The 14,009-nt window shown below is 62.7% G+C and carries 15 protein-coding genes; 5 read left to right on the top strand and 10 right to left on the bottom strand.

The features are described 5' to 3' along the window. Positions 1 to 46: 46 nt before the first annotated feature. From GM608_RS03200 to GM608_RS03170, 7 genes are all read right to left on the bottom strand, one after another. Positions 47 to 844, bottom strand: coding sequence for an ABC transporter ATP-binding protein (locus GM608_RS03200; protein WP_043560539.1), 798 nt, complete (start codon positions 842 to 844; stop codon positions 47 to 49). Between the two features lies 1 nt (position 845). Then, positions 846 to 1,892, bottom strand: a complete 1,047-nt coding sequence (locus tag GM608_RS03195) for an iron ABC transporter permease (RefSeq protein ID WP_052349086.1) — start codon at positions 1,890 to 1,892, stop codon at positions 846 to 848. 37 nt (positions 1,893 to 1,929) lie between these two features. Next, on the bottom strand, positions 1,930 to 3,069 hold the full coding sequence (locus tag GM608_RS03190; protein WP_043560542.1) for an ABC transporter substrate-binding protein: 1,140 nt from the start codon (positions 3,067 to 3,069) through the stop codon (positions 1,930 to 1,932). Positions 3,070 to 3,223: 154 nt separating this feature from the next. Further along, positions 3,224 to 3,793: a Smr/MutS family protein gene (locus GM608_RS03185; protein ID WP_276825109.1), complete on the bottom strand. Its 570-nt coding sequence runs from the start codon at positions 3,791 to 3,793 to the stop codon at positions 3,224 to 3,226. Positions 3,794 to 3,797: 4 nt separating this feature from the next. Further along, positions 3,798 to 4,637, bottom strand: a complete 840-nt coding sequence (locus tag GM608_RS03180; RefSeq protein ID WP_086431081.1) for a site-specific DNA-methyltransferase — start codon at positions 4,635 to 4,637, stop codon at positions 3,798 to 3,800. Next, the gene (locus tag GM608_RS03175) at positions 4,634 to 5,869 is read right to left on the bottom strand and encodes a murein transglycosylase A (protein WP_227449642.1); all 1,236 of its coding nucleotides are present in this window, start codon (positions 5,867 to 5,869) and stop codon (positions 4,634 to 4,636) included. Before GM608_RS03175 ends, GM608_RS03180 begins: the two co-directional genes overlap by 4 nt. Before the next feature lie 95 nt (positions 5,870 to 5,964). Further along, positions 5,965 to 6,660 (bottom strand): Tim44/TimA family putative adaptor protein, encoded by a 696-nt coding sequence (locus GM608_RS03170; protein WP_043560551.1) that lies wholly within the window; start codon positions 6,658 to 6,660, stop codon positions 5,965 to 5,967. A 276-nt stretch (positions 6,661 to 6,936) separates the two neighbouring features. Here GM608_RS03170 and secB point away from each other — a divergent pair, with 276 nt between their 5' ends. Then, positions 6,937 to 7,455 carry a protein-export chaperone SecB gene (gene secB, locus GM608_RS03165; RefSeq protein WP_043560554.1) on the top strand — a complete coding sequence of 173 codons (519 nt, stop codon included), beginning with the start codon at positions 6,937 to 6,939 and terminating at the stop codon, positions 7,453 to 7,455. Between the two features lie 69 nt (positions 7,456 to 7,524). Here secB and GM608_RS03160 read toward each other — a convergent pair whose 3' ends face one another. After that, positions 7,525 to 8,205 (bottom strand): uroporphyrinogen-III synthase, encoded by a 681-nt coding sequence (locus tag GM608_RS03160; protein ID WP_333644986.1) that lies wholly within the window; start codon positions 8,203 to 8,205, stop codon positions 7,525 to 7,527. A 5-nt stretch (positions 8,206 to 8,210) separates the two neighbouring features. Then, the gene (gene hemC, locus GM608_RS03155; protein ID WP_043560559.1) at positions 8,211 to 9,260 is read right to left on the bottom strand and encodes a hydroxymethylbilane synthase; all 1,050 of its coding nucleotides are present in this window, start codon (positions 9,258 to 9,260) and stop codon (positions 8,211 to 8,213) included. Positions 9,261 to 9,329: 69 nt separating this feature from the next. Between hemC and tsaD the strand changes: the two genes are divergently transcribed. Genes tsaD through murJ form a run of 4 tightly spaced genes read left to right on the top strand, consistent with a single transcriptional unit; the run spans position 9,330 to position 13,491 of the window. Next, complete coding sequence (gene tsaD, locus GM608_RS03150) at positions 9,330 to 10,457, top strand: tRNA (adenosine(37)-N6)-threonylcarbamoyltransferase complex transferase subunit TsaD (protein ID WP_154981572.1); 1,128 nt, start codon at positions 9,330 to 9,332, stop codon at positions 10,455 to 10,457. After that, complete coding sequence (locus tag GM608_RS03145) at positions 10,454 to 11,425, top strand: NAD(P)H-dependent glycerol-3-phosphate dehydrogenase (protein ID WP_043560562.1); 972 nt, start codon at positions 10,454 to 10,456, stop codon at positions 11,423 to 11,425. Before tsaD ends, GM608_RS03145 begins: the two co-directional genes overlap by 4 nt. Before the next feature lie 8 nt (positions 11,426 to 11,433). Further along, positions 11,434 to 11,931 carry a glutathione peroxidase gene (locus GM608_RS03140; RefSeq protein ID WP_043560564.1) on the top strand — a complete coding sequence of 166 codons (498 nt, stop codon included), beginning with the start codon at positions 11,434 to 11,436 and terminating at the stop codon, positions 11,929 to 11,931. Between the two features lie 3 nt (positions 11,932 to 11,934). Continuing rightward, positions 11,935 to 13,491: a murein biosynthesis integral membrane protein MurJ gene (murJ, locus tag GM608_RS03135; protein ID WP_043560565.1), complete on the top strand. Its 1,557-nt coding sequence runs from the start codon at positions 11,935 to 11,937 to the stop codon at positions 13,489 to 13,491. Between the two features lie 17 nt (positions 13,492 to 13,508). On the opposite strand, the gene GM608_RS03130 is transcribed toward murJ, so the two are convergent. Then, positions 13,509 to 13,976 carry a GAF domain-containing protein gene (locus GM608_RS03130; RefSeq protein WP_333645114.1) on the bottom strand — a complete coding sequence of 156 codons (468 nt, stop codon included), beginning with the start codon at positions 13,974 to 13,976 and terminating at the stop codon, positions 13,509 to 13,511. Positions 13,977 to 14,009 lie beyond the last annotated feature (33 nt).

The raw sequence follows: 14,009 nt of genomic DNA, 5'->3' as shown, positions 1-14,009 counted from the left end.
TGGTATCCGTGCGGGTCATCATGGGACTTTCCGGCAGCACAGTGCCTCAGCCATCACTCCCAATAATGCCATCCACCAGCACATGGGGCAGCCCACGGGGACAGACCTCCAGACGGGTCTGGACACCATAGACATCTCCCAGCACGGCAGGTGTTGTCACGGCCATGACAGCCCCCTGTGCCACAAGCCGACCATCCCGCATATAGACAACATCATGAGCACGTTGCAGAGCGATGTTCAGATCGTGAACAACCAGTAGCGTCACGATATCACGTTTCCGTGTCTCACGACGGACGACGTCCATGACGGCAAACTGATACCGCAGGTCCAGCGCACTCAAGGGTTCATCCAGCAGCAACATGGCCGGACGGCGCACCAGGGCCTGCGCCAGTCCCACCATCTGCCGCTGACCACCAGACAGTTCATCCATGTAGCGGAGGGCCAGCCTGCCGATACCCAGCTCCTCCAGAACGTCGGTGCTTTCCCGCAGGGCACACTCGGCAGACACGGCCTCCCCCGCCCGACGGGCCACCATCACCGCCTCGATCACCTGAAGATGAACGGCAGGCGGCAGGCTCTGTGGCAGATAGGCAGCCAGCCTGGCCCGCTCACCAACCCCCAGTTTTGAAAGATCCTGCCCGGCAAGGCGAACACATCCCTCCGCCCGGGTCAGGCCGGCAACTCCCCGCATGAAGGTGGACTTGCCCGAGCCATTCGGCCCCAGCAGGGCCGTCACACGCCCGGCCCGCATGGGGGCAAGCGTCATGTCATGCAGGACCTGCCGCCGCCCATAATGGACACTGAAATTTTCAACTTCCAGCTGATGTGTCTGACAGTTCCCCATTTCAGGCCCCCTTTCTCAGAACCACGGCAAGGAAGAAAGGAATTCCCACCAGTGAGGTAACAATCCCCACCGGAATCACGACCCCCGGCAGAATGTTCTTGGCCGCGATGGAGGCCAGCGACATGATGAGCCCACCGCACAGGGCAGCCCCGGGCAGATAAAAACGATGATCCTCCCCCAGCAGGCGGCGGGCAATGTGGGGCGCAACCAGCCCCACGAAACCGATCGTCCCGACAAAGGATACAGCCAGGGCAGACAGCACACTGATGCGCAGCAGAGACATCATCCGCAGGCGTTTCGTATCCACACCATAGCTTGCAGCCCGGTCCTCTCCCAGCCGCAGGGCTGTCAGGGCCGGAGCCGCCCGGAAGCAGAACGGCAGCACCAACAGGCAACCGAGGCTCATGACGGAAATCTTGCCCCAGTCAGCCCGGGTCAGGCTACCCATCGTCCAGAAAACAAGGTCCTGAAGAGCATCCTCATCAGCGATGAACTGCATCAAGGCCACGAAGGCATGAAAAGTGAATACCAGCGCAATACCGAACAGCACCACCATGGCCGTGGAATGGCCCCGTGCCCGGGCCACCAGCTCCAGCAGACCAGCCGAACCCACAGCAAACACGAACGCCTCCAGCGGGACCATCCAGTTTTCCGGCACATAAGGGATATGCCAATGCAGCACGATGGCCAGAGAGGCCCCAAATGCCGCCGCCGCCGACACACCCAGCGTGTAAGGGCTGGCCAGGGGGTTATCCAGCACCGTCTGCATCTCCCCACCGGATATTCCCAAAGCAACGCCCACCAGGGCCGCCATCAGGGCATAAGGCAGGCGGATATGCCATACGATGACGGCATTCGTCCCGGATGAGGGATGCATGAGCGCATGAAACAAGGCCGCCGGACCAAGACCGGCCGGGCCCAGGGAAAAATCAAGCAGTATGGAAAAAAGGATCAGCCCTGCCATCAGGCAGAGGACACCCACCCTGTGGCGGGTCAGCTTTACATAGGATGCCTGTATGCCTGTCAATCGTGCGGCAAGACGGGCCATTTCGTCTGATGGCCCGTCTGTTCTGGTCTCTGTCTCTTTAATGGGCATTCGCCTTGATCCAATATGTCCCGCTGTTCGGCATCACTGTAAAACGGCTCTGTACCAGGCTGCGGTCAGCATCCGGGTCCAGATCCCTGAAGCGTTCGGGATAAAACCATTTTGCCATGACCTCAATGGCGAGAATATTGAACGGACTGTCATAGAACGTGTGCCAGATACCATAGGCACGTCCATTGCGGACCGCCCCAAGCCCGGCAAGTTCAGGCGCTTTCAGCAGGGCTGCAAGAGAGGCCTGTGCCATCTCCGGCGTCACCTGTGATCCCATCTTCAGGCCCGGCCCGCTGTTGCCCGGCCCCCGGGTGCCATCCAGAATCAGCACGTCGGGATCTTTGGCGATGACCATCTCTGCCGAAACATCGCCGATATAACCCGGCAGAAGATCGGCTGCGATGTTGCGCCCCCCGGCAGCCTCGATAAAGGCTCCCATGTTGCCTCGCCCTGCCGTATGGCAGCAGCTCTGCCGCGCCCCGGCCAGCATGTTGATGAACACGCTGGGGCGTTGGGCCTCCGGGATTGTCTCCACGACAGACTGGATGGCCTTCAGGCGGCTTTCATAAAAATCCGTATAGGCTTTTGCTTCTGCCTCACGCCCGAGGGCCTGGCCGAGAATGACCATGCTGGGAACGGTCGTTTTTACCGGGTCCTGCCGGAAATCCACAAACAGGACAGGCACATGCGCTGCCCGCAGCCTGGCCGTCACATCACCAGTCTGCCCGGGACCATGGCCGGTCGTGCTGAAAATGGCGAGATCAGGATGAAGGTCCAGCACCTTCTCCGGACTGATCGTATCAGCGGTTGTCCGTCCGATCACGGCGACCTTGTCAGCCTCCGGAAATGTCTTGAGCATCTGCTCATAATTCTGTCTGTCGGCCTCCCGGAATTCCCCCTGCCAGCCGACGATACGGTCAAACAGATGCTTTCCCTCCAGAGGCTCCAGGGCGTAGATCAGCCGCCCTTCTCCCAGAATGATGCGCTGGGGATGATCCGGAACGGACACGACCGCCCCCGTGATGTCCCGCACATCCTTCGCCTGAGCCTGATGGACTGGCCACATACCGCCAGCCAGGGCTGCCAGCATGACGCCGGCAGAGCCAAACAGGGCTTTCAATGAAACCATGATCTTGCGCCTTTCCCGGAAAGGTCATCCCGCAGGGACACCGTGCCCCCCATGGATGAAACCTCCTTCTTTAATTGATAATCATTCTCGATATTAATGTTATAGAAAACCTCTTCCCCTTCTCCAAGATCGGAATGATCCTCCCTTTCCTCTTCTAGCGTTTTTTCCGCAAAAGAAGCCGCAAGGCACCCTGATTTCCCTGATGGCTGTGCACCACACCCAGCACCATGGGCGCTATGTCGGCACGATGCAGCCAATGAGGCAATTCCCGGCGGATGCTCCCTCCCCGGATGCCACTGCCCAGCCCGGTAACGACCTCGACGCAGCGCCACCCCATGACACGGCTGCGCTGCATGAAGCGGTGAAACTCCTCAAAAGCCTCCTGCACGACGTAGCCATGCAGGTCGAGCCGGGCATCCACACGCATCTGCCCACGGGACAGACGACGCCACTGCGTATCATCAAGGCCAGGAGCACGGACCCCCACATGCGGGGCAGGACGGGGACGGGGTGCCCTGGCCGGCTGGGCCATCACCAGCCTGACCGTCATCATCCCTGTATTCCGCCCCCCTTCCGACTGGCGGGCTACCGTACTCTCCGTCTTGCCAGTCTCCTCCCGGACAAACCTGCCCGCAGCCTCCCTTCGCCCCCGCAACGGGGCAACATCCCGGACGAAAGCTTTCCACAGCGCCGCTTCATCATCATCCAGAGTCCGTCTTGCCACCTTGTTATGCCCCGTCTTCCGTCACTGCGCCGGTATCACCCTGCATTATCATGGCACGCAGACGCTTGCGTGCAAACCGGACATAGGTCGTATCGGCCTCAATGCCGATGGAGCGGACCTTCAGCGACTCTGCGGCCACAAGGCTCGTCCCCGTTCCCATGAACGGGTCCAGCACCATCATCTCAGGATGCACCCCATGCAGGCGGATGCAACGCTCCGGCAGGGCAACGGGGAAGGTCCCCGGATGGCTGTAGCGGGCTGAACGACTCCGTACCGTTTCATAGGGGATGAACCATGTATCACCCCGACACCGCCGGTCCTCCCTGTGCTGGCGACGATGGATGTTGCTTTTGTCCGTGAAAGGAACACCCGCCCCGAGCCGGTCCAGCTCCACATCTCCCTGTTTGGTCAGGTGGAAAATATGCTCATGGTTCCGGTTGACGTAGCGAGGTGAATTGACCGGCTTGAAGTGCCCATGCGTCACCTCCCCTACCGATACGGACTTGATCCATGAAATATGGTTCTGAAGGGTAAACAGCTTCCTCAACCGGACCATCAGCTCGAATGGCAACCATGGCTGGGCAGATGACCCGGCTATATTGAGAAAAAAAGACCCATCATCCCGCATCACACGGGCTACCTTGGAGCAGATGATCTCCATCCAGTCGAGATAACTCTCCTCGGAGAGGCTGTCCCTGTAGCTGCGGTAAGCAAGCCCCAGATTATAGGGAGGGGATGTCACCACCACATCCACACTGCCTGCGGGCATACGCCGCATGACACTCAGACAGTCTCCCCGGATGAGCGTATGCATCCCCAGCGTCTCACGACGCGCACGAATCATCTGGCTGTCTGCCCCGCCCCTGCTGCCATGACCTCCGTTGCCGTACCGACGACCGGCTGCTCACCAGCCTGCTTTGCCTCAGGCAGGGGGACGAGAACCATCATCTGACCGTGATTCTTCATGTCCCCAGCAATCCTGGCGGCCTTCTCACCCCACCCGAGGAACAGGTCCCCACGCGCTGCACCCCGTATGTCGCTCCCGGTATCCTGCGCAAAGACCATCCGGGACCATGTCACGAAACGCCCCTGCGCATCCTTGCCGCTGATATTCACCCAGACAGGCATCCCATACCCCACGAAGCGCCTGTCCACGGCAAGAGAACGCTGAGGAGTCAGCGGCAGGCCAAAGCCCCCTGTCGGTCCTTCATCAGCCGTGCGCTGCGTACGACGGAAAAAGACATAACTGGGGTTTGCCTCCAGGACAGAAGCAACCTGATCCGGATTGTTGGCCAGCCAGTCCCGGATGCTCTGGGCATCCACATCTTCCGACTTCATCAGCCCACGTTTGACCAGCACGCGGCCAATCGGAACATAAGGCCGCCCATTGCGGCCATCATAACCAAGAAACACCTGCTGGCCGTCCGGCAGGCGCAAACGGCCAGAGCCCTGCGTCTGCAGGAACAGCAGATCGACAGGGCTTTTCAGCCAGGCCAGCTCCAGCCCCTTCCCCTCCAGAGAACCAGAATTGATGGTTGCCCGGTCATCATAGGGCCGGAACACGGAATTCACCCAATGGCCATATTCCAGCTCGCCATTTTCATCCCGCCCCCGCAGGAGGTCTTTCGGGCGGGCATAAACAGGAATCTGATACTCTCCACCCTGTGTAAGCGAGGCAGAAACCTCAGGGTCATAGTACCCCGTATAGAAAGCATCCTGCTGGACGAGGTAGGGCTGGAACCAGCTCTCGAAGAACTGTCTGGCCTCCGTCCTGTTACTCCGCACCGACGAGGCTGCCACGCAGACATTCTTCCAGTCTTTCATGTCACGGCCATAAGGCAGGGTAACGGCGCCTCCAAGAGAAGTCCCCGCAGGCAGATGGGCGATACGCAGGCACTCCAGCCGCACCATGTTGACCAGCGCCGTATGGTCCTCTCCCTCCCAGCCGGGGAGCTGGCTGAAGCTGACAGGAGCAACATCCATCCTGCCCTTGGGAGCGCCGGGCATACACCCGGCAAGAAGAAGCATCAGAGGGCCCAGCACCAGACCAGCAGAGGAGAAACGACGTTTCATCATGACAGAGTTACCCCACCCCGGCATGAACAAGCACCGGGTCTTCATCATACCCGGCCTCCCCGTGCGGGAGACCAACCTTACCCAGCGGGGTAGCCTCAGTCCGCTTCTGTGGCAACCACCTTCCACTGGCCATTTTCGCCCTGTTCAAAGGTCCAGCGATCACGAAACTCCGTCAGGGCTTCCGTTCCCTCGACGAGCATCCCCTTCTCATCCCGGCAGTAGCTGACCTGCCACGACACGATGCGGACACCGAGACGGCAGGCACCACCCTCCCCATCTCCCGGATGCACGGATGCATAATCCAGCCGCTCGATCCGTCGCAGTTCCAGATGAACCTGCTCATGACGCTTCTTCCGCTCCTCCAGAACGTGACTGAACGTTTCCAGCACGGCGGGGGACAGAACCTTCTCCAGCGCAGGAAGATCAGCGCAGGCAAAGGCCTTGATGGTACGGGCGAAAATATCCTCAGCCTTCTTCAGGAAATATTCTGCCGAGAACCCGCTGACATCCATTCCGACTCGGGCCAGAGCCTGTCCGAGCTGCGTATCCGCCTCCGGGAGCCTGTATTCCGTCGCTTTCTGCTCTCCGCCGACACGGCCGGGCAACGGCGGTGGCTTGGGGGCATCGGCCACGCCCCCCTCCTGCCGCTGGCCAACAGCACGGGCTGCCGGCATCTGTTCCTGCCGGATGGCCTGCGCCCCCATGCGGCGCCCCAGAACAAAAAATACGGCACTGCCCACGGCCACGGCCAGCAGAGCCCAAAAAACGATATCCCAGGGGAAATCCGTCATCTCAAGTCCCAATCATCACACCCGGAGCCGGCCTGCACGGCCCTCTCCTCATCATGCCCTAAAGGTAGGCCGCCCCGTCGGCAATCTCAAGAGTGACCACCCTCTCGCACCGCAGCAGCAAAAGAAGAACCGCATCTGCTTGGCCCCTTCTTCAAGACATGCTACCGCCATAGAAGACGTGCGTACGCAGGAGGCGGGCCCATCCCCCCGTCGGAAAGCGGCTTCATCCCTGCGGGCGCCCCATCTAGAGTTACGTTCACGCAAGGATGATCCCGAATGTCCGACAAGACAAACCCTGAGGCCCCGCAGGACAACACCCCTCCCTCCCTGCCGCTGGCCATCAACCTGCAATATACCAAGGATCTCTCCTTCGAAGTTCCCCGTGGTGCGTCAACCTTCACCTCCCTTCAGGCTCCGCCGCAGGTTGGCGTGAACATCGACGTGCAGGCGAACCGCATCGAAAAAGAACAGTCCATCTATGAGGTCACGCTGATCATCCGCACCGAGGCCACCGAGGCTCCGGCAGAAGGAAGCCAGACCCCCGGGCCAGTGGTGTTCATCACGGAGCTCGCCTATGCCGCCATCGTCACGCTGGACAACCCGCCGCAGGAAATCATTGAGCCGATCCTGCTGGTGGAAGTACCCCGCCTGATCTTCCCCTTCGCCCGGGCCATCATCAGCGATGTCACACGGGATGGCGGCTTCCCGCCGGTGGCTCTCCAGCCCATCGACTTTGCCGCTCTGTGGCAGGCCAAGCAGGAGCAGAATTTCCCCGAGCCGGAAGGCGAAGCCTGAAGCCGGGAAACACGCTGTGGCCAGACCACAACAAGGAAAGGCGGACCCAATGAGGGTTCGCCTTTTTTCTTATCCTCTTCCCAGCAACCTCAGGGGAGGACCAACCTCAACCTGCCCCCACAGGCCGCTCTCCCCGACACGCCCGGCGATGGCCTGGGAGAGACAGATGGCCCTGCAATGGCCAAGCTGCCGGTACAGGTCCGGCGGGCACAGCTCCATGAACAGGGAAACCGTCTCACTGGAATAAAAAAGGACAGCACTCACCTCTTTGCTCGCCAAGGCGGTCCTTGCCGCCGCAGCAAGCTGTCTGACAGGCTGTACCTGATAGGCCTCAACACGCTGCGCCCCCAGATTGGCCGCCAGATCGGCCCCGTAGGGCTGTCCATGCCGCCCCCGCCCGCAGGCCAGCACAAGGCCGGAGCCAGACAACCCCTTCTGGCGGCAGAGCGTTTCCAGACCGGCCTGTGTCCCTGATGCCGCCTCGACACGCCGGAACCCCATCGCCACAGCCCGCTCCGCCGTACGGTGGCCCACTGTCAGCAGCAGCCTGTCACGGTCCTGATGGACCAGAAAAGGCAGGGCCTGACCGCTCGTTACCAGCAGAGCGTGACAGGGCCGGTCCGCCATTGGCGGTTCCTGACGTATGGTCATGACAGGGCTGGCAACGGCCCGCCAACCCTGCGCCTGCACGGCACCGACTGTCTCGCTCAGCCCCGGCTCAGGCCGGGTTACCAGCACAGTCTGACGCATGGTCGTTATGGCTGGACGATCTTCGCAAAGATGGCAGGCGGTGTATCCCGCCGCAGCTCACAGGCCAGCTCATAGCCCAGACGAGCCGCATCTTCCGGCAGTCCTTCAGTTTCCCGGCGCAGCAGGAAGGTGCCATCTTCGCTGGCCACGAGGCCGGAAAGATGAAGCCGCCCTTCCTTCAGCTGGGCATAACCGCCAATCGGAGTCCGGCAGGAGCCATCAAGTTCCGCCAGCAGGGCACGTTCCGCCGTGGCCACGGCACGGGCCTCCGGGTCCTCAATGGCGGAAAGCAGCTCCCTCAGCTCATGGTCGCTCTCACGTACCGTCACGCCCACGATGCCCTGCCCGGAGGCCGGAAGCATCACCTCGGGGGAAAGCGGCACGTCGATGCGGTCTTCCATGCCGAGGCGTTTCAGCCCGGCGTAGGCCAGCAGCGTCGCATCGCACTGTCCTGCCCCCAGCTTGTCCAGCCGGGTCTGCACATTGCCCCGCAGCAGGGTGAAGCGGAGGTCCGGCCGGACATGAAGCATCTGCGCCTGGCGGCGGACAGACGCACAGCCCACGAGTGCTCCTTCCGGCAGACAGTCGAACGGCCTTTCAGGATCAACCGTCACGCCCCGTTTGCGCAGCATCAGCACATCACGGGCATCCTCACGCTTCATCGTGCAGGCCAGCACCAGTCCCGGCGGCAGGTGGGTCTCAAGGTCCTTGAGGCTGTGGACGGCAAAATCGATCCCGCCCACGGCCAGAAGTTCATGAATCTCTTTGGAGAACAGCCCCTTCCCACCGATCTCGGCCAGACGGTCCTTGAGGTTCAGGTCCCCGGAGGTCTGCATCTGCTCTTCCTTGAAGGCCCCCATGTCCCGCAGAACGGGACAGAAACGGGTCAGCCGGGTCAGGAAGTGCCGCGTCTGCACCAGTGCCAGCGGGGACGCCCGTGTCCCGACCCGCAGGGGAAGTTTGCGCCGGTCCGGTGGAGCCTGCGCATGGGAGCGGCGAGCCGCTTCGGCAGCAATTTTCTGAAGTGCTGCGGAGGAAAAGTTTGAAGCATTCATGGTGTTCCCTCCATAACCGATTCTGGAAGGGGTGTCATGCTCCGAAGAATCCGCCATAATGAACCAATCATGTCTGACATTTCCCACCTGACGCCGCTTCTGGCCATCGAGACCTCATGCGATGACACCGCCTGCGCCATTCTGGACGCCCACGGAGCCCTGCTCGGGGAAAGCGTCCTCTCGCAGGAGGATCATGCTGCCCTGGGCGGTGTCGTGCCGGAGCTGGCCGCCCGTGCCCACCTGAAGGCCCTGCCGGAACTGGTGGAGCTGACCCTCCAGCGGGCCGGACTGGAGCTGGAGGACATCGCCCTTTTTGCCGCCACGACCGGCCCCGGCCTGATTGGCGGGCTGATTGTTGGCAGTTCCTACGCCAAGGGGCTGGCCATGGCCTGCGGGAAGCCTTTCATGGGCATCAACCATATCGAAGGCCACATCCTGACCCCCCGCCTGCCTGCGGCCCTGCGGCCGGATGAAACGGCCCCGGCTTTCCCCTATCTCGCCCTGCTCGTCTCTGGCGGGCACTGCCAGTGCATCACCGTGGAGGATACCGGCCAGTATCGCCGCCTTGGAGGCACGATTGACGATTCCGCCGGGGAAGCCTTCGACAAGGTGGCCAAGATGCTGGGACTGGGCTGGCCCGGCGGCCCGGCACTGGAGAAGCTCGCCAGAGAAGGCGACCCGCAGGCCTACAGCCTGCCTCGCCCGCTGAAAGGCCGCCCCGGCTGCGATTTTTCCTTCTCCGGCCTCAAGACGGCCGTCGCCCGCCACATCGAACCATACGGACGTGAGGCACTACCCCGGCAGGTGGCCGCCGACCTCGCCGCCTCCTTCCAGCAGGCCGTGACGGACGTGATGGCGGACCGCATCCTCAATGCTCTGGCTCTGGCACCGCAGGTCACCTCACTCGTGGTGGCCGGTGGCGTGGCGGCCAACAGCGTGCTGCGCCAGAGGCTGGAAAAAATTGCCAGCCAGCACGGGATCACCTTCCTTGCGCCCCCGCTACGTCTCTGCACCGACAATGCCGCCATGATCGGCTGGGCTGCGCTGGAACGGCTGAAACAGGGTGAAGTGCCGGACGACATCACCCTGGCCCCCCGCCCCCGCTGGCCGCTGAGTGAACGCCAGCCCTACCGGCCACAGGCCACACAGGAAACGTCCTCCACCGGACACAGCTCTCTGATGGAACCATCCGCATGACCGTCCAGCCACATATTGCCGTCATCGGTGCCGGAGCATGGGGCATCGCTCTGGCCTGCACCCTCTCCCACATCGCCCGGATCACCCTCTGGACACGCACTCCCGTTCCGGCAGGCATCCGTGCCCTGCCGCACCTGCCACAGGTCACCCTGCCAGAGGCCGTCACCGTCACCAGCGACCTGCCGACGGAAGCCGACATCGTGGTGCTTGTTGTCCCCACGCAGGGGCTGCGGGATGTCACCATGGCCCTCCAGAAGCATCTGAAGCCTGACGTGCCGGTCATCACATGCTGCAAGGGGATGGAGCGGGGCACCTTCCTGCTCCCTCTCCAGATCGTGGAGCAGACCATGCCCGGCCGACCGGCTGCCGTTCTCTCCGGCCCCAACTTCGCCATCGAGGTGGCCCGGGGCATGCCCGCCGCAGCCACGCTGGCCGCGCATGATCTCGCCTTCGTCACGGCGCTGACCGAACGCCTCACCACCCCCACCCTGCGCCTCTATGCCAGCACGGACCCGCTGGGCGTGCAGATCGCCGGGGCGGCCAAGAATGTCATCGCCATCGGGGCGGGCATCAGTGTCGGTGCCGGGATGGGTGAAAATGCCAGAGCCGCCATCATCACCCGTGCGCTGGCCGAAACGGCCCGCCTTGTCGATGCCATGGGGGGGCAAGGCCGTACCATGTACGGTCTGGCCGGAATGGGCGACCTGATCCTGACCGCCACGGGGGCTGGATCCCGCAATTACAGCCTGGGCGTGGCCATGGGGAAAGGCGAGAACATACAGGACATCCTCGCCCAGCGTGACACGGTGGCTGAGGGCGTTCTGACAGCCCCGACATTGCAGGAGCTTGGCCAGCGTTTCGGCATCGAAACCCCCATCATCAATGTCATCACCCGTCTCCTGTCCGGGGAGCTGACCCCCCATCAGGCCCGTGACGAGCTGCTGGACCGCCCCACCCGTTTTGAATAGGCCCCATCATGACCAGCTTTTATGATTTCCGGCTCCCCGCCCTTGAAGGCGGCGAGATTGACCTCTCCCAGTGGCGGGGCCGCCCCGTACTGGTCGTCAACACAGCCTCCGAATGTGGCTTCACCAAACAGTATGAGGGCCTCCAGACCCTGTGGCGTGACATGGGACATTCCACGCCGGATGGCCTCATCGTGCTTGGCGTGCCCAGCAATGATTTCGGCAGACAGGAGCCGGGGACATCGGAGCAGATCAGCCAGTTCTGCCAGCGTCGTTATGGCGTGAGCTTCCCTCTGGCGGCACGCTCCGTCGTCCGGGGAACGGAAGCCATTCCGCTGTTCCGCTGGCTGGCGAAGGAAGGAGGCTTCCTCTCCCTGCCCCGCTGGAATTTCTACAAATATCTCATCGACCGTCAGGGAAAGCTGCACCGCTGGTTCACTCCGCTGACAGACCCCCAGGCCCCCCGCCTGCTGGAGGAGATCCGCCGGGTAAGCCGGAAACACGCCTGAACGATGCTGCGTCACCTTCTCACCGTTGGCAGCTGGACCATGCTGTCCCGCCTGCTGGGGCTGGTGCGGGACCAGCTTCTGGCCATGTTTCTGGGGGCCGGCCCCGTGCAGGATGCGTACCAGATCGCCTTCCGCCTGCCCAACATGTTCCGCCGCCTCTTCGGAGAAGGGGCCCTGAACGCCGCTTTCGTTCCGCTTTTCACATCCCGTTATGAGAAGGAAGGCCCACCGGCTGCCCTTCTGCTGGCCGGGCAGGCCTTCTCCCTCCTGCTGCTCTGGCTGAGCCTGCTGACCATTCTGGCAGAAATCTTCATGCCGTGGGTGATCGACCTCATCGCCCCCGGCTTCCGCTCCCACGGCACGGGCCGTTTCGCCATCGCCGTGCAGCTCACCCGCATCACCATGCCCTATACGGTGCTGATCTGCGGGGCAGCCCTGGTCGCCGGCATCCTCAATGCCCGCAACCATTTCGCAGCCGCCTCGGCGGCGTACATTTCCTTCAACATCGTCGGGATCGCCGCCATTCTTGTGGGGGCCTTCTGGGGGCACCAGCATGTCGCCCCGACCAGCGCATGGGGCATCACCCTCTCCGGTATCGCCCAGCTTGCCGGGCTGCTCTGGGCAGCCCGAAAGGCCGGAATGACGGTGCCACTGGTCCGCCCGGCGCTGTCGCCCGACATCCGGCTGCTACTCCGCCGGATGCTGCCGGGGCTGGTCGGCTCCGGCGTCACGCAGATCAACCTGACCATCGACACCATCATCGCCACCCTGCTGCCAACAGGCTCCATCTCGTGGCTCTATTTTGCAGACCGGGTCAACCAGCTTCCTCTTGGCGTGCTGGGGGCGGCCCTCGGCACGACGCTGCTGCCGCTTTTCACCCGTCACGTCGCTGCCAATGACCGCTCCGCCCTCCAGACCAGCCTGAACCAGGCCCTGAACTACGCCCTGCTGCTCAGCCTCCCCGCCATGATCGGCCTGTTCAGCCTGGCACCGGAGATCATGGCCACCCTGTTCGGCTATGGGCATTTCACACCCCATGACGTGCAGAATTCCGCCGCAGCCCTCCGCATGTATGCGCTCGGGCTGCCCGCCTTCATCATCATCAAGCTGCTGGCTCCGGCCTTTTTTGCCGAAGGCGACACCACGACACCGGTTCGCATCGGCTTCGTCACGATGGGGATCAATCTGGCCCTCAACCTGCTGCTGTACCGCACGCTGGCCCATCTGGCTCCACCACTGGCCAGCACGCTGGCCGCCATCGTCAACATGGGGGCACTGGCCCTGCTGCTCTGGAGACGGGACTCGTTCCGCCCCACCGTCACGAGCCTGTCACGGGCCATCCGCATCATGGTGGCCGCTCTCATCATGGGCGTCTGGGCCTGGGGCTGTGCCCGCTTTCTGACCACCGGCCTGCCGGAATGGCACGCCCTGCCCCGACTCTGCGCCCTGATCATCCTGATCGGCAGCAGCGCAGCCCTCTATGGCGGGCTGCTCGTGGCCCTGCGTGTGCTGGGGCTGGAGGAACTCCGTACCCGCCTGCTCCGGCGTTTCAGGCGCTAGGCAGGCGGGACACGCCGTCAGATGTGCGATTCCAGAAGCCGGACAAGGGCCTCCAGCCTCTGCTGGTCCTCTGCCGAGAAACGGTCCTTCACGGGACTGTCGATGTCCAGCACGCCATGCACTTCCCCACCCTTCATGATGGGCAGGACGATCTCCGATTCCGAGGCTCCATCACAGGCGATGTGACCGGGGAAGGCATGAACATCCGCCACACGCTGCACGGCCCGTTCTGCCACGGCAGCCCCGCAGACACCCTTGCCCACGGCAATCCTCGTGCAGGCCACCCGGCCCTGGAACGGACCAAGGACCAGCTCGCCCCCCTTCATCAGGTAAAAACCGACCCAGTTGACCTGCGCCATCGCCTCGAACAGCAGGGCAGCAATATTGGCCAGATTGGCGATTTCGTCCCGTTCGGCTTCCAGCAGTCCCTGAGCCATCGGGAGAACATCTTCAAAAACAACATGATTTTCCGGTGCAGTACTCATGAGGCCACCATGCCGCCCCGGGGCAGGTTGTGG

Origin of the sequence: Bombella sp. ESL0380 (assembly GCF_009725805.1) — a bacterium.
GTDB classification, from domain to species: Bacteria; Pseudomonadota; Alphaproteobacteria; order Acetobacterales; family Acetobacteraceae; genus Bombella; species Bombella apis.
This window is presented reverse-complemented; position numbering and strand designations above follow the sequence as displayed.

Bases quoted from the DNA above. Each gene is read 5' to 3' on its own strand.
- GM608_RS03200 (WP_043560539.1), bottom strand. From the start codon at position 844: ATGGGGAACTGTCAGACACATCAGCTGGAAGTTGAAAATTTCAGTGTC.
- GM608_RS03195 (WP_052349086.1), bottom strand. From the start codon at position 1,892: ATGGCCCGTCTTGCCGCACGATTGACAGGCATACAGGCATCCTATGTA.
- GM608_RS03190 (WP_043560542.1), bottom strand. From the start codon at position 3,069: ATGGTTTCATTGAAAGCCCTGTTTGGCTCTGCCGGCGTCATGCTGGCA.
- GM608_RS03180 (WP_086431081.1), bottom strand. From the start codon at position 4,637: ATGATTCGTGCGCGTCGTGAGACGCTGGGGATGCATACGCTCATCCGG.
- GM608_RS03175 (WP_227449642.1), bottom strand. From the start codon at position 5,869: ATGATGAAACGTCGTTTCTCCTCTGCTGGTCTGGTGCTGGGCCCTCTG.
- GM608_RS03170 (WP_043560551.1), bottom strand. From the start codon at position 6,660: ATGACGGATTTCCCCTGGGATATCGTTTTTTGGGCTCTGCTGGCCGTG.
- secB (WP_043560554.1), top strand. From the start codon at position 6,937: ATGTCCGACAAGACAAACCCTGAGGCCCCGCAGGACAACACCCCTCCC.
- GM608_RS03160 (WP_333644986.1), bottom strand. From the start codon at position 8,205: ATGCGTCAGACTGTGCTGGTAACCCGGCCTGAGCCGGGGCTGAGCGAG.
- hemC (WP_043560559.1), bottom strand. From the start codon at position 9,260: ATGAATGCTTCAAACTTTTCCTCCGCAGCACTTCAGAAAATTGCTGCC.
- tsaD (WP_154981572.1), top strand. From the start codon at position 9,330: ATGTCTGACATTTCCCACCTGACGCCGCTTCTGGCCATCGAGACCTCA.
- GM608_RS03145 (WP_043560562.1), top strand. From the start codon at position 10,454: ATGACCGTCCAGCCACATATTGCCGTCATCGGTGCCGGAGCATGGGGC.
- GM608_RS03140 (WP_043560564.1), top strand. From the start codon at position 11,434: ATGACCAGCTTTTATGATTTCCGGCTCCCCGCCCTTGAAGGCGGCGAG.
- murJ (WP_043560565.1), top strand. From the start codon at position 11,935: ATGCTGCGTCACCTTCTCACCGTTGGCAGCTGGACCATGCTGTCCCGC.
- GM608_RS03130 (WP_333645114.1), bottom strand. From the start codon at position 13,976: ATGAGTACTGCACCGGAAAATCATGTTGTTTTTGAAGATGTTCTCCCG.